The organism is Priestia sp. P5, assembly GCF_029522155.1.
Lineage (GTDB): Bacteria > Bacillota > Bacilli > Bacillales > Bacillaceae_H > Priestia > Priestia megaterium_E.
In genome coordinates this window covers 121969-136145 of the sequence record NZ_JAKWFJ010000004.1, presented here as the reverse complement: position 1 = coordinate 136145, position 14177 = coordinate 121969, and the positions used below count along the sequence as shown (strand labels likewise).

At 39.0% G+C, this 14177-nt stretch carries 14 protein-coding genes and 1 riboswitch; of the genes, 3 read left to right on the top strand and 11 right to left on the bottom strand.

What is annotated here, in order from left to right:
• Window positions 1-143: 143 nt before the first annotated feature.
• The 5 genes from MMB69_RS24020 to MMB69_RS24000 form a co-directional block, all read right to left on the bottom strand.
• Window positions 144-1487 carry an amino acid permease gene (locus MMB69_RS24020; protein ID WP_277448535.1) on the bottom strand — a complete coding sequence of 448 codons (1344 nt, stop codon included), beginning with the start codon at window positions 1485-1487 and terminating at the stop codon, window positions 144-146.
• A 159-nt stretch (window positions 1488-1646) separates the two neighbouring features.
• A riboswitch (glycine riboswitch) is annotated at window positions 1647-1727 on the bottom strand.
• A 259-nt stretch (window positions 1728-1986) separates the two neighbouring features.
• On the bottom strand, window positions 1987-3372 hold the full coding sequence (rlmD, locus tag MMB69_RS24015; RefSeq protein ID WP_277448534.1) for a 23S rRNA (uracil(1939)-C(5))-methyltransferase RlmD: 1386 nt from the start codon (window positions 3370-3372) through the stop codon (window positions 1987-1989).
• Between the two features lie 162 nt (window positions 3373-3534).
• Complete coding sequence (gene pdaA, locus MMB69_RS24010) at window positions 3535-4344, bottom strand: delta-lactam-biosynthetic de-N-acetylase (protein WP_277448532.1); 810 nt, start codon at window positions 4342-4344, stop codon at window positions 3535-3537.
• Between the two features lie 94 nt (window positions 4345-4438).
• A complete protein-coding gene (locus tag MMB69_RS24005; protein ID WP_260507850.1) occupies window positions 4439-5980 on the bottom strand; it encodes a fumarate hydratase in 1542 nt (513 codons plus the stop codon).
• A gap of 163 nt (window positions 5981-6143) precedes the next feature.
• Window positions 6144-6329 carry an SE1561 family protein gene (locus tag MMB69_RS24000; RefSeq protein WP_013081532.1) on the bottom strand — a complete coding sequence of 62 codons (186 nt, stop codon included), beginning with the start codon at window positions 6327-6329 and terminating at the stop codon, window positions 6144-6146.
• A gap of 203 nt (window positions 6330-6532) precedes the next feature.
• Here MMB69_RS24000 and yfkAB point away from each other — a divergent pair, with 203 nt between their 5' ends.
• Window positions 6533-7651: a radical SAM/CxCxxxxC motif protein YfkAB gene (gene yfkAB / locus MMB69_RS23995; protein WP_277448530.1), complete on the top strand. Its 1119-nt coding sequence runs from the start codon at window positions 6533-6535 to the stop codon at window positions 7649-7651.
• Window positions 7652-7686: 35 nt separating this feature from the next.
• Here the strand turns inward: yfkAB and MMB69_RS23990 are convergent, their stop codons facing one another.
• A complete protein-coding gene (locus tag MMB69_RS23990; protein WP_221785767.1) occupies window positions 7687-8487 on the bottom strand; it encodes a YfkD famly protein in 801 nt (266 codons plus the stop codon).
• A gap of 140 nt (window positions 8488-8627) precedes the next feature.
• A complete protein-coding gene (gene cax, locus MMB69_RS23985; protein WP_034263745.1) occupies window positions 8628-9683 on the bottom strand; it encodes a calcium/proton exchanger in 1056 nt (351 codons plus the stop codon).
• A 200-nt stretch (window positions 9684-9883) separates the two neighbouring features.
• On the opposite strand from cax, the gene MMB69_RS23980 reads away from it, so the two are divergent.
• The gene (locus MMB69_RS23980) at window positions 9884-10300 is read left to right on the top strand and encodes a pyridoxamine 5'-phosphate oxidase family protein (protein WP_013055138.1); all 417 of its coding nucleotides are present in this window, start codon (window positions 9884-9886) and stop codon (window positions 10298-10300) included.
• A 19-nt stretch (window positions 10301-10319) separates the two neighbouring features.
• Here the strand turns inward: MMB69_RS23980 and MMB69_RS23975 are convergent, their stop codons facing one another.
• The 3 genes from MMB69_RS23975 to MMB69_RS23965 form a co-directional block, all read right to left on the bottom strand.
• Window positions 10320-10703, bottom strand: a complete 384-nt coding sequence (locus MMB69_RS23975) for an OsmC family protein (protein WP_028410135.1) — start codon at window positions 10701-10703, stop codon at window positions 10320-10322.
• A gap of 189 nt (window positions 10704-10892) precedes the next feature.
• Window positions 10893-11381, bottom strand: a complete 489-nt coding sequence (locus MMB69_RS23970; protein WP_264408811.1) for a phenolic acid decarboxylase — start codon at window positions 11379-11381, stop codon at window positions 10893-10895.
• A gap of 20 nt (window positions 11382-11401) precedes the next feature.
• Window positions 11402-11857, bottom strand: coding sequence for a DUF3237 domain-containing protein (locus MMB69_RS23965; protein WP_277448528.1), 456 nt, complete (start codon window positions 11855-11857; stop codon window positions 11402-11404).
• Window positions 11858-12038: 181 nt separating this feature from the next.
• Here MMB69_RS23965 and MMB69_RS23960 point away from each other — a divergent pair, with 181 nt between their 5' ends.
• Complete coding sequence (locus tag MMB69_RS23960; RefSeq protein ID WP_277448527.1) at window positions 12039-13223, top strand: MFS transporter; 1185 nt, start codon at window positions 12039-12041, stop codon at window positions 13221-13223.
• A gap of 15 nt (window positions 13224-13238) precedes the next feature.
• On the opposite strand, the gene MMB69_RS23955 is transcribed toward MMB69_RS23960, so the two are convergent.
• Window positions 13239-14165 (bottom strand): cation diffusion facilitator family transporter, encoded by a 927-nt coding sequence (locus MMB69_RS23955; protein WP_277448526.1) that lies wholly within the window; start codon window positions 14163-14165, stop codon window positions 13239-13241.
• Between the last annotated feature and the right edge of the window lie 12 nt (window positions 14166-14177).

The window sequence follows — 14177 nt, the reverse complement described above, 5'->3', positions numbered from 1 at the left end:
TTTTTCACTGTATTTTCTGTTAAAACATTTTTTTAGGGTTCTTATATAAACTTTGCTTCCTGCATTTTCTTCATGCAGTAGAAATCAATTATTTATCCTCTAATAAAAAGACCCCATCACGAAATGATGAGGTCACCAATTTACTATTTCTTTTTCCTTCTAGCCCCGTAAAAACCAAATAAGAGAATAAACCAAACGGGTGTCAACAATAAGGCTGGGCGCGTCGCATCAGAAAACAGCATAATAATAAGAATCACAGCAAACAACGCTAGCACAACATAGTTTATAAATGGTGTTAACGGTGCTTTGAATGTTGATACTGCATGCAGCTGCGGACGCGTTTTTTTATATCTTAGATGGCAAATAAGAATGATACTCCACACCCAAATAAAACAAATAGCGCTAATGGTCGTTACGATGCCAAAAGCTTGGTCTGGTATCAGTTTGCTTAACAAAGCTCCCGCTGAGATAACCAGCGTAGATACAAACAATCCGTTGCTTGGTACGTGGTTTTTGTTCAGTTTTGCAAACGTAGATGGCCCTTGGTCATTTTTACTTAAATTATATAAGATACGGCTTGTTGAAAACATTCCGCTATTACAAGCAGAAGCGGCTGAAGTTAATACAACAAAATTAATAATTCCAGCAGCAAGCGGAATTCCGACTAAACTAAAGGTTTTAACAAATGGACTTTCTGCTGCATTTAATTCCATCCACGGGTTAATAAATAAAAGGACGATAAGCGCTCCAACATAGAAAAATAAGATTCGCAGCGGAATTTTATTAATGGCCGATGGGATATTTTTTTGGGGATTTGATGTTTCCGCTGCCGATACCCCTACCAATTCAACCCCCACGTATGCAAAAATAACCATTTGGAATGAAAGTAAGAAACCTGAAACCCCGTTTGGAAAGAGTCCTCCATGATTCCAAAGGTTTTGAACCGTAACCGATCCTGCATCCGTTTTAAATCCGATTACCAATAAAATAACGCCAATAACAATTAACGCAAGAATCGTAATAACCTTTATTAAAGCAAACCAAAACTCTAATTCTCCAAATAATTTTACGGTTAATAAGTTAAGCCCTAATAAAATAATCACACAAATAAGTGCAGGAACCCACTGAGGGATATCGAACCAATATTTCACATATACGCCAACGGCAATCACGTCAGCCATAGCTGTCATGATCCAGCAAAACCAGTACGTCCATCCCGTTACGAATGAAGCCCACGGTCCAAGATATTCCTCAGCAATATCCGTTAACGATTGATAACCTGCTTTAGACAGCAGTAGTTCTCCTAGCGCTCTCATCACAAAGAAAAGCGCAATACCAACAATTAAATAAGCAAAGATGATAGAGGGACCTGCAAGCTGTATTGCTTTACCAGAACCTAAAAATAATCCCGTCCCAATGGTTCCTCCAATCGCGATTAGCTGAACATGACGATTGGATAAATCCCTCTTTAATTCTCGTTGTTCCAACTCTAACTCCTCCTAACAATAAAACCTTTGATACAATCGTGCGGACTACAAAATAAAGTCCAATAAAAAAAGAGATTGGATGCGCTCCAATCTCATGGTCATAAGAATAACAAATATTATGGTACATGCCACCAATTAGTAACATGCCAAATAAATATCCGGTACTCTTCTGTCCTTTTGCCTGAGATTGTGAACCCTTCGGCGTCGCGAAACTATCGCGATCTCTCCAGAAGCTGCTCCTGCTATAGTGTGATCCATAGCAATCATAGCTTTCTACGTATTAAATTTTTCAATCAATAGAATGACTGTCGAATAGTTGTTTATTCTAATACCAGTTGGATGCTTTGTCAATAGGAAAAATTAGTTTCATTTATTTTCCTTATTTGAAATATGATACTACATAAAAACCTTGTTCCTTTACTTGTGATAAAGACCTCCTTATTACAAAATTACAAACAAAAAAGAGCAGAAGCCGATCTGCCCTTTACTCTTTTTCTATTCATTTCTTTAACGTCAAGCTCACCACATTCTCTACATGCGCCGTATGAGGGAACATATCCACAGGCTGAATGTAATCCACATGATAAGCCTTCGACAGCTGCTGCACATCTTTCGCTAATGTGGATGGATTACAAGATACGTAAACCATTTTCTTTGGCTTTACTTGTAAAATTGTTTTTAGAAGCTTGTCATCACAGCCTGTTCGCGGCGGGTCAACAACGATAACGTCTGGCTTCCAGCCTTCTTTCACCCACTGCGGCATCCATTTCTCAGCCGGACCCGCTACGTACGTAGCATGCTCAAACCCATGATCTTGGGCATTTTTTCTTGCGTCTACAATCGATTCTTCAATCGTATCCATTCCGCGAATTTCTTTGGCATCTTTAGCAAGCCATAAGCCAATTGTCCCTACTCCGCAGTAAGCATCTACAATTTTTTCACTGCCCGTTAGTGCAGCTGCTTTTTTTACTTCGTCATATAGCTTCACCGTTTGGAGAGGATTCAGCTGGAAAAATGCACGCGCTGAAAGTTCGAATGAGATATCACCTAACGTTTCTTGAATCACCGATTTTCCAGCGAGCGTAAACGTTTCGTCTCCAAAAATAAGCGATGTTTTTTGGCCGTTTACGTTTTGTACGAGCGATTTCACTTCCGGTAGGCGGCGCTGAATTTCTTTAATCAGCAGCTCTTTTTTCGGAATTTCTTTTTTAGCCGTGATCAAGACAATTTGCACTTCACCCGTTTCAAATCCTACTCGAGATACGATGGTACGTACAATACCACGGCGTTTGCGTTCATTGTAGATAGGAATTTGAAGATTTTGTAAAATTCGTTTTATTTCTTTTGTCACGTGATTCGTAGCTTTATGCTGAATGGGACAGTTTTCAATATCAATCAAGCGGTGAGAATTCAGTCCGTACAAACCAGCGATGACTTTTTGTTTATCTACGCCGACTTGAAACTGAGATTTATTACGATAACGCCAAGGATCTTCCATACCAATCGTTTGGCGAGTTTTTTCTTCTACTTTTTTTAATGAACTGTGACGTTCGAACGCTTGCAGAACAATATCGCGCTTAGATTCTAGCTGCCCTTCATAAGATAAGTGCTGAAGCTGGCAGCCTCCGCACTGGTCGTAAATCGGACAAGGTGCTTCTACGCGCTGAGGGGATTTTTTGCGAATTCGCTTAATTTTCCCTTCGGCAAACTTATGCTGAACATTTGTTGCTTCTACAACCACTTCTTCATTCGGCAATGCTCCCGGTACGAAGACGACTTGGCGCTTAAAATATCCTACGCCTTCTCCATTAATACCGAGTCTTTTTATCGTCAACGGAAACGTTTGTCCTTTTTGAACTTTCATTTCAGTTTTTGGTTTATTCATGAGACCAACTCCGATTAGTTTAAATTCTTTATATAGTTATTAACGGTCTCTAGCTGCTTAAAACCTATTAGACCGTATCGCTTTAAAAAAGACATCAACGCATATTATAACACTTCAACAGCAAAAAACCGACAGAAGAAATATTCCCGTCGGTTTTTATCTTTATTTCGTTTTAGAAGGACTTTTCTTCATTTGTTTGCGTTCGTTCATTAAATTATCAATGCTTTTAAACGTATAGCCCTGCTTTTTTAAATCCACAATCGCTTGATCTAACGCATCTGCGTTATCCTTTGAAACGGTATGCAAAAGCATGATCGCACCCGGATGTATTTGAGCCATCATATTGTCGTATGAGTAGCGCCAGCCTTTTTGTTCATTCACTTTCCAGTCAACAAATGCAAGTGACCAAAATACATTCGTATAGCCTTCTTGCTTTGAAAGAGCTAGCGTTCGCTCGCTAAATACACCTCTAGGTGAGCGAAGATACTTCATTTCATCACGACCCGTAATATTCTTGTATTCATCTTTTACTTTTTGCAGTTCCTCTTTAAAACGCGCATCATCCACTTGAGTTAAGTCAGGGTGATGCCATGAATGATTGCCGACAATATGCCCTTCTTTTACCATTCGTTTAATTAGCTTAGGCTCTTCTTTTAAATAGTGTCCTGTTACAAAGAACGTGGCAGGAACCTTTCTTTTTTTGAGCACGTCTAATACCTGGGGTGTATAACCATTTTCATAACCGTTATCAAATGTTAAATAAATATTTTTTTTATTTGTATCTCCGAGGTAAAACGCATCATACTTAGCAAGAATTTGTTCATAAGCTGTACCTGCAGATGCGGGCTTGTGATTTTTACTTTTTTGAAATCCCCAGCTGATCGGAGTGTTTGGATACATTTGTGCTTCAACACATGCTATGCCTGTTGACATCACGAATAAAAAAACGAGAAAAAAGGTGAACCGGCGCATAAGAAGCTCCTTTCGGAAGTCATTTTACGCTTAGTATCCACTCAATTTTCTCGTTCATGAACGTTACTTTTTACCATACGCTCCGGACGTATGCTTATTTAAATACAGGTTCTTTAAATTGCTCAAGCTTTTCAAATGAAGACTTGTCGACATCTGCATGCAAGCTGTTTCCGTGTGAATCCATCGTCACTACAGCTGTAAAGCCTTCTACTTTTAAATGCCACATTGCTTCAGGAATACCGAACTGCATCAAATCAACGCCTTCTACGCTCTTGATGCAGTCAGCATAGTACTGTGCAGCTCCGCCGATCGCATTTAAGTATACGCCGCCGTGCTCTTGAAGAGCAGCAAGCGTTTTAGGACCCATACCGCCTTTACCGATAACCGCGCGGATACCAAATTTCTTCATAATATCTCCTTGGTAAGGTTCTTCACGGATACTTGTTGTTGGTCCTGCAGCGGTTACGTGCCATTTTTCATCTTCATCTTTTAACATAACCGGACCACAGTGATAAATGATTTGTCCATTTAAATCAATTGGCGCATCGTGATCTGTTAAATGTTTGTGAATGGCATCGCGCCCTGTGTACATCATACCGTTGATGCGCACCACGTCGCCAACTTTTAATTCACGAATTTGCTCTTCTGTAATAGGTGCTTGTAATATAACTTCTTTTGTTTCATCCGCATTTTGCTTCTCTTCTGCACCTGCATTGTTATTAAAATCTACTTCTTCGCCTTCTTGATACAGCCACTCTTGAACGCTTCCTGTATCAGCATTGATTTTAATACCTAAGCGACGGTAAGCCCAGCAGTTATACGCAACTGACACATAGAAGCTAGCAGGAATACGATTGATTACGCCGACTTTACAGCCAAGTAATGTCGTTTCTCCGCCAAAGCCCATTGTACCGATTCCTAACTTATTGGCATTTTCCATTACATACTCTTCTAATTCTTTAAGCTGAGCGTTTGGATTTTCGTCATCTAAGTTTCGGAACAGCTGCTCTTTTGCTAATTCATAGCCTGTTGTACGGTCGCCACCGATTCCAACACCAATGACGCCAGCGCTACAGCCTTGGCCTTGCGCTTGGTATACTGAGTGCATCACACATTTACGAATGCCGTCTAAATCACGGCCAGCTCGACCTAATCCTTCTACTTCACAAGGCAGGCTATACTGAATGTTTTTGTTTTCACAGCCGCCGCCTTTTAAAATGAGACGCGCATCAATATAGTCATTTTCCCACTGTTCAAACTTAATAACCGGCGTGCCTCCGCCTAAATTATTACCGCTGTTTTCTCCCGTTAACGAATCTACAGAGTTAGGGCGAAGCTTTCCGTGCTTTGTTGCTTCTTCAATTGCCCAATAAATCGCTTCTTTAATTTGAAGCTGATTCACTCCTACAGGGGTTTTAATTTTAAATGTTGGCATACCTGTATCTTGACAAATTGGCGATAAATTATCATCCGCCATTTTAATATTATTGGTAATGGTCGCTAAAGACATTGCTGCACGCGTTCCTGCATTTTCACGCGCTTTTGCCTTTGCGATAGCACGTCGAACGTCTTTTGGCAATTTTGTAGATGTTTCAACAATTAAATCGTACATGCTTTGTTTTAAAGCTTCAATCATCACTTAATTCCTCCCATATCCCGCTAATGTATGTATTTATCTATCTGTCGTACAACTTTCAAAATTTATTATACTCCTTCAAAAATTGTTTCGAAAGACCTTTATAGGAGGATTTCCACTTCAAGCAAAAAAGCGCTAGTTTTTCTAGCGCTTTTTCCTTTGTTCATTCTTTATCTTTTTTAAACTGCTCACATTTTGCTTCGAGGTCATCAATCATTGTAATCAAACGGTCAATGTCTTCTAGGTCTGTGTTTTCAGGCTCCATGGAGTCTAATACGTGTACAAACATATTTAAACGATCTTTTAAATAACGTACTTGTGAATCTTTATCTCGAACGGCGTTTCCCATTTTAAACCCTCCTGATATAGCTTTTCATTCGTATTTCTTTATATCCTAACGAATACTTTCATATTTGACAACTAAAAGCAATAAAATCCATAATAGTCACTGGTGTCCGTTTTGAATGAGACGTATAATTTAGTCTAGCAGGACGGACCGTGAGATGTTTTCATAATCATTTCACTTTACGGAAAAATAAAAGGAGTTTTTTTATGGCCACTTTACAACGAATTACCCCGGAGTTCGATCCGTGGGAAGCGTATTTAGATATGAAACAATACGGCAAACCGACGCTCACAAACGTTGAATTTACAACAACGACGCTTTGTAATATGCGATGTGAGCACTGCGCAGTTGGATATACGCTGCAGCCAAAAGACCCAAACGCACTGCCGCTTGATTTAATTTTAAAACGTCTCGATGAAATTCCAACTCTTCGAGCGTTAAGCATTACGGGTGGAGAGCCGATGATGTCTCTATCTTCTGTGAAAAATTATGTGGTGCCTTTATTAAAGTATGCACATGAACGAGGTGTCCGTACACAGATTAATTCAAATTTAACATTAGATCTTGCTCGTTACGAACAAATCATTCCTTATTTAGATGTTTTACATATTTCTCACAACTGGGGAACGGTGGACGACTTTGTGGAAGCTGGCTTTGCAATGATGGAGCGAAAGCCTACTTATGAGCAGCGCGCCAAATATTTCGACCGTATGATTGAAAACAGCCGCGCGCTTGTAAAAGCAGGTGTAACCGTATCAGCTGAAACGATGTTAAATAAACGTACGCTTCCTCATATGGAAAAGATTCATCGTCAAATTGTTGATGAAATGCTTTGTCAGCGTCACGAAGTACACCCTATGTATCCAAGTGACTTTGCCAGCACTCTAGAAACATTATCTCTTCCTGAAATGCGTCAAGCTATTCATCACCTTCTTGATATCCGAGATGAAAATGTGTGGATGCTATTCGGCACGCTGCCGTTTTATGCATGCAGCAATAATGAGGAAGACTTAACCCTTTTACAGCGCTTATATAGCAGTAAAAATGTAACCGTTCGAAACGATCCAGACGGGCGCTCTCGCCTAAATGTCAATATTTTTGACGGAGATATTATCGTAACTGATTTTGGTGATACGCCTCCTCTTGGGAACATTCAAGATACAAAGCTTACAGACGCTTTTAATACGTGGCAGCAAAGCACAATTTCTAAAGAACTTAGCTGTCATTGTTCAGCAGTGTCTTGTTTAGGACCTAATATTTTGGTGAAAAACAGCTATTATCAAGATACCGATTTTAGCAAACTCCAAGCGAGCATTACAAAATAACAAAAAGAGATTCCACCACTGGAATCTCTTTTTTGTTATCTCGGCTGATCGTAAGCCCCAAAGCTTAAGGAAACATAATCTTGTACTGGAATCCATGCTCCAATTCCTTGAGACGTTACATTTCTCACCACAATTGAACGCTTGCTTCCTTTTACCGTTACATACACTTCTCCATATGTTACTTTTCCTTTTTCACTTACAGCAGGCGTATACGCATACAGATAACCTACTTTTTTAGGAGCTACGTTATAGACCTGGTCTTTTTTCGTTCCGGCACCTACAAACGTTTGAAATGATAAAGTGAGCTTTGTTTTTTTAGCTGCTTCAATTAGCATCATTTGTTTAACATGATCAGGCTGAGGCACTTTTGCTGTTAATCCGCCTTTTACATGGCTTTGATTTTCCTGGCTGTACATCATTTTGTACTGAGTTTTTCCTGCTCTGTTATCATAATGATTTGTATTGATTCGCTGGTGCTGCCAGTTAACGTTTGTTTCTGTTGATTCGTAATTTAACGGCCACTGTCCTAAAAAGATGGTTGCTCTGAATCCAATTGCCCATGGAGTTTTAGAAATGTTTGATTCATTTAATATACGAATTAAATCAGGGTTGTCAATTTTTACATTTGATGTTTCAATGAGCTCTTTTGTAAACTCACTCGGCTGCAAATATGGCGTGTCTTGACTAGCATTTGGATACGTATTTTCTTTTGAAATATTTAAAGCTGAAGAAGGCACGTTGATGGTAGGCTGAGCTGTTTTCGCAATGGCGATCTTCGTTGAACATGAAAATGAAATAATGATGGTAAACACAAATAAAAGCAATTTACGTAACATCTAGAAACTCCTTTCAACATCGTTAATGAATGCAACCATAGTTTTTTCAAACATCCCCTGTTTTATCCTGAATACCAAAAGGGAAATTCTTCTATTCACTCACAAAAAAGAAACGTCCACATAAAGTGAACGTTTCTTTTTTAAATAAGATAAAAACCAATTCCCATAATAATATAAGCACCTAAAAGAGTTGCGCCTTCAAACCAGTTTGTATCTCCGTCATTAGAAATCGCAATCGTTAAAAATACAGCTGTTACCATCGCAATCAACTCAGGCCAAGTAAAAACAAGAGACATTTGGCTTTCGAACATTAGCGAAACAAGTACTAATATCGGTGCTACAAACATCGCTACTTGTAAAGTTGATCCAACAGCAATTTCAACCGCTACACCCATGCGGTTTTTAACGGCCATAATAATAGCCGAAGCGTGTTCTGCTGCGTTTCCAACAATCGCTACAATGATGACCCCGATGAACAGCTCACTCCAGCCAAAGCTTTCCGATACAATTTCGATTGTGCTAACCAAGCTTTCGGATACGTAAGCTACAGCTAACGTAGACAAAAAGAGAACCGCAATCGCTTTCCACATTGACCATTCTGGCTCCTCATGTTCTTCCACTTCTTCACTTTTATGCTGATACACGCCTCGGTGCGTTACCAGCTTAAAAAATAACGCCGCTAAGTACAAGATGATGAGAATAATGGATATTCCGACACTCAGGGACATGGTCTTCGCTTCGTCCATTTCGCTAGCAAAAACTTCAGGAATAACAAACGCAACGATAACAGCAAAAATTAACAATCCAGAATTATGTCTTGCATCATAGACATTAAATTCTTGGCGCTTAAATTTTAATCCCCCGATGAAGAATGAAAGACCGCCTACAAGAAGGAGATTTCCTAATACAGAACCGGTTAACGATGCAAGCACCACAGCTGTAAGGCCTTCTTTTAGAGCAAAAATAGAAATAATTAATTCTACAGCGTTACCAAACGTAGCATTTAATAGACCGCCTATTCGAGGACCAGCTACAACAGCTAAGCTCTCTGTTGCTCTTCCCATAAAAGCTGCGAGGGCAATGATTGTTAAACAGTAAATAATAAACATAAGAACATCTGACCAGTGCATCATGTGCCCAATAACAGATAGCGGCACCCCAAGAATAACCGCTATAAGAAAAATCCGATTGATCATCGATATGTACACCTACCTTATTCATTTTTTGACAACAAAATCAATCATATCAAATTAATGGAATTTGTATAGACTCACCGTCAATGTTAGTATTTTTAACCTATTTTTATAAAAGATAAACCCTTAATTGATTTTTGATTAAGATAGTTAAAAATCAGCCAAACTACCAAGGGTAAAAAGATATAATAAGGAGTGAAAAAATGAGCAATAATGATGTGAAAAATCAAATTTTATCCGTACTGGATGACTATACAATTGGAACGTTAGCTACAATTCAAGATGGAAAACCTTATTCACGCTTTATGATGTTTTTTCATGAAGACCTTGTGCTCTACACCGCCACCAATAAAGATACCCATAAAGTCGAAGAACTAGAAAAAAACCCTTACGTTCATATTTTGTTAGGCTATGATGGGCAAGGTTGGAGTGATCCGTATGTAGAGGTAGAAGCCAAAGTAAATGTAGAAACAAACGAAGAGTTAAAAAAGAAATTTTGGAATGAAAAGTTAAAAGAGTGGATTAAAAGTCCAGACGACCCAAATTATTTGCTTCTTCAGCTGACCCCTGAACGCATGCGCTATTTTGATAAAGCCGGAAGCAAACCAAAAGAAATATAAAAGTGGACATTGTCCACTTTTATTTTATTTCGAAGGTTTCTGTCACTTCTATACTGTCAATAACCGACTGTAGCATTGAGCAATTTTTTCGGGCTAGCTCAATCGATTTTTCAATTTTGTCTAATGGCAGGTCTTCTCCTGTGATGATATAGTGCAAATGAATTTTTTCGATTCGCCCCGCTTTTTCATCATTTCGCGTCACATCAGCTTGGATGCGTAAATCGGAAAAAGCAATTCTTTTTTTCTCTAGAATCTTTCTCAACACGCCTCCGCTGCAAACAGCAATGGACGATACCATTAGCTGATAGGGACGAAAGCCATACTCTTCATCTCCGGCGATATGTAGCTCTCCATAAGGAAGATTTGTTGTAAACCCCGCCTCTTTTTTCATGTTAAATTCCATTTTCTTCACTCCTTTACTTCATTATAAACCGCTTTTTATATAACCAACTACTCTTAATATGGATACTTGTTACACCGTCACCATAAAAAAATCCGAACGAATTTGATTCTCCATCAAGAATCTCGATTCATCGTTCGGATCTTCCTTCAACTAAACTACTTTTGTCTCAGCCTTTTTTATGACTCTATGTTAAATTAATTTTCCGGCGCGAATATCATTTGTCATTCCTTCGTAAGGCGCTTGAGCGATAACTTCCTCATTGTTCACTCCAACATTTTTGATAAATGTAATGTCAGCAAATTCCGGAACCACGTATTTTGGATATGTTTCATATTTCTCACGAGACTCATGCATTAAATCAAGATGATCATTTTGATAGCACACGGTAATTTCAGGATGTTCATGTACCCATTTTGGGAAGAAAATAATGCCGTGCATCCGTTTTTCATCAGGCATAAAGTTCAAAGATACATCTGTTCCAGTCGGCTCAGTCCACGATACTTTATATACACCTTCTGTTAATTTCACAATATCTACTTTTTGGTCGCGAACCCATCGTCCTGCCACCATTCCGCTATGAATACGATAATCGATTGTATTTTCGTTTTTGATATAAATTTCATATTCCCATCCGTTTTCGTATGTGTAAATCATATGATTTCCAATAAATTTTTCCATGTCTATACCTCTCCTTTGGTTTATAAAACTTCGTATATATCTAGCACAACGCTGTCTGGATTTCTCACAGCAGCGCCTATAAAAAGGCTGTTCTGTAACCACTTATACTTTGCACTTCCTGTTTCAAAGACAGGAATTGTGCGGAAATATACATGCTCTGGAGATATAATTTTACCTTCAGCAGCTTGTTCTCTAAATTCTTCGCTAACCTGACGGATTCCGTTGTTTTCAATGTAAATAAGCTCATCATCTTCTGTTTGAATTACATATCGTGCAGATAAATCCACGCGTCCATCCCAACGAATAATTTGAGAATCCGCTCCGCTTGGAAGAATGGAACCTTTTATCTCTCCATCTGCAGTACCTGATTTAATGGGAATAAACTGTTTTTTTCCCAATCCTGTATGACCAATGACAATTGGTGTGCCGACATTAATTATGAATGTCGCTATTTTCTTAAGTACTGGTTCTATCATAGCGATCACCTCTTTATTGTAAATAAAAACATGTAACTATTTACATGTTTTATTCTACTTTCCTTATAAAAAGATGTCAAATTAACAGCACAGCACGTCTACATCCTTGTCAATAAAGCGTTTTCCTTGTACGATTAAACAGTTGGATTGACAAAATATAGATAAAAAGAGGTTGAATGCTATGAGTGCTACTCATAAACAACGTTTCTGGATTTTGGTTAGTCTTGTCGCCATTTCTGGATTCAGCCAAGGCATGCTGCTGCCTTTAATTGCTATTATTTTTGAGAAAGACGGCCTTTCCTCTACTATAAACGGATTAAACGCAACTGGATTGTACCTAGGCATCTTGTTTATTTCCCCGTTCATGGAAGCGCCGCTTCGTAAATACGGATATAAACCAATTATTGCAGCAGGAGGACTTTTAGTTATTGTATCTTTAGCTTTGTTTCCTTTGTGGAAATCTGTTGTTTTTTGGTTTGTGCTCCGTTTATTTATTGGAATAGGAGATCACGCGCTGCACTTTGGTACTCAAACCTGGATTATATCATCTTCTCCTGCTGATAAACGAGGTCGAAATATTTCATTATACGGGCTTTTTTTCGGTATTGGTTTTGCTGTTGGACCTTTAATGACGCCGTTAATTGAAATTAATCAAGCGCTGCCTTTTATGATTTCATCCGCTCTATGTCTTCTAACGTGGGTCTTTTTATTTTTGATAAAAAATGAGTTTCCCCTACAGGAAGTGGAGGTTAATTCATTAAAAGAAACGGCTAAGCGATTTTCTAAGGCGGCTAAGTATGCTTGGATTGCTTTTTTGCCGCCTTTTGGATACGGATTTTTAGAATCATCACTGAACGGAAGCTTTCCTGTATATGGCTTACGAATCGGGTTGCAAGTAGAGTTTATTTCACTCCTCTTGACTTCCTTTGCAGTTGGAGCTATTGTATTTCAGCTTCCTCTTGGCATACTGAGCGATAAATTGGGACGAAAGCCGGTATTAGGATGGATTTTATCACTTGGAGCCGTGACGTTTTTTACAGCAAGTCTATTGGAAGACACCGCTATTCCATTAATAGCGTGTTTATTTATAGCGGGCATGGTTGTAGGCTCTACGTTTAGTTTAGGAATCAGCTATATGACGGATTTGATTCCTGCTCGTCTACTGCCTACAGGTAATTTACTATGCGGCATTGCTTTTAGTATCGGAAGCCTTGCCGGCCCTTACATAGGGGGCACGTTTATTCAGTTCTTTCACCATATCAGCTTTTTTAATATTATTAGCGGGATGCTTGGCTTTATTTTTATTATTCTTTTTGTATTCGGACAAAAAATGCCTATGCAACAAAAAACAAGCGAGAACCTATAGGTTCTCGCTTGTTTTTTAAACTTTTAGGGTTCGATGCTGAAGAGCTGATTTTTCAATTTGAATCGTCGCATGCTCAATGCCGCAGTGATCATGTACTAAATCGATGGCTTTTTGCAAAATTTGCTGACAATCTTTTTCATCTTCTACGCGCATATGACAGCTCAATGAGTCCAGTCCTGAAGTAATCGTCCAAATGTGTAAATCATGCACATCTTTGACTCCTTCAATGTTTTCAAGAAGGTTTTTTATTTCACTGTGATCTACTCCTTCAGGAGAGCCTTCCATCAAAATATGAACACTATGAGCAAGCACGCCCCATGCGCTTTTTAAAATTAATACAGACACAACTACAGAAATAATAGGGTCAGCAACATACCATCCAAAGAGCATCATAAGAAGCCCCGCTACAATAGCTCCAATAGACCCTAAAGCATCTCCCAATACGTGTAAGTAAGCGCTGCGTAAATTTACGTTTCCTTTTACATCCCCTTGTCTCATAAGTGACCAGGCGCTGATTAAATTAGCAATTAAACCAACAGTAGCAATCAGCATCATGCTGCCGCTTGCTACAGACTGCGGCTCTAATACGCGCTGATAGGCTTCATAGATGATAAATCCTGCTATTACAAACAGTGCCACTCCGTTAAAAAGAGCCGCTAATATTTCAAACCGATAATAACCGTACGTTTTTTTAGCCGATGCGGCTCGGTTAGCAAACCATATCGCTACAAGGCTAAGAGCAAGTGAGCTTGTATCAGACAGCATGTGTCCACTATCGGATAACAACGCTAGACTATTTGTAAAAAGCCCTCCAACAAACTCAAGAACCATAATACCCGCTGTGATAATTAGTGCAATTAACAGACCTTTTTTGTTGCCTTCACGCTGTGTATCAAAATGGTGATGGTGACCATGATGATGGTGGTGATGATCATGACTCATGCAAAGCCCCTC

What these genes read in the sequence shown, in the direction of transcription:
- rlmD (WP_277448534.1), bottom strand. Translation starts at nt 3,372, where the DNA reads ATGAATAAACCAAAAACTGAAATGAAAGTTCAAAAAGGACAAACGTTT.
- pdaA (WP_277448532.1), bottom strand. Translation starts at nt 4,344, where the DNA reads ATGCGCCGGTTCACCTTTTTTCTCGTTTTTTTATTCGTGATGTCAACA.
- MMB69_RS24005 (WP_260507850.1), bottom strand. Translation starts at nt 5,980, where the DNA reads ATGATTGAAGCTTTAAAACAAAGCATGTACGATTTAATTGTTGAAACA.
- MMB69_RS24000 (WP_013081532.1), bottom strand. Translation starts at nt 6,329, where the DNA reads ATGGGAAACGCCGTTCGAGATAAAGATTCACAAGTACGTTATTTAAAA.
- yfkAB (WP_277448530.1), top strand. Translation starts at nt 6,533, where the DNA reads ATGGCCACTTTACAACGAATTACCCCGGAGTTCGATCCGTGGGAAGCG.
- MMB69_RS23990 (WP_221785767.1), bottom strand. Translation starts at nt 8,487, where the DNA reads ATGTTACGTAAATTGCTTTTATTTGTGTTTACCATCATTATTTCATTT.
- cax (WP_034263745.1), bottom strand. Translation starts at nt 9,683, where the DNA reads ATGATCAATCGGATTTTTCTTATAGCGGTTATTCTTGGGGTGCCGCTA.
- MMB69_RS23980 (WP_013055138.1), top strand. Translation starts at nt 9,884, where the DNA reads ATGAGCAATAATGATGTGAAAAATCAAATTTTATCCGTACTGGATGAC.
- MMB69_RS23975 (WP_028410135.1), bottom strand. Translation starts at nt 10,703, where the DNA reads ATGGAATTTAACATGAAAAAAGAGGCGGGGTTTACAACAAATCTTCCT.
- MMB69_RS23970 (WP_264408811.1), bottom strand. Translation starts at nt 11,381, where the DNA reads ATGGAAAAATTTATTGGAAATCATATGATTTACACATACGAAAACGGA.
- MMB69_RS23965 (WP_277448528.1), bottom strand. Translation starts at nt 11,857, where the DNA reads ATGATAGAACCAGTACTTAAGAAAATAGCGACATTCATAATTAATGTC.
- MMB69_RS23960 (WP_277448527.1), top strand. Translation starts at nt 12,039, where the DNA reads ATGAGTGCTACTCATAAACAACGTTTCTGGATTTTGGTTAGTCTTGTC.
- MMB69_RS23955 (WP_277448526.1), bottom strand. Translation starts at nt 14,165, where the DNA reads ATGAGTCATGATCATCACCACCATCATCATGGTCACCATCACCATTTT.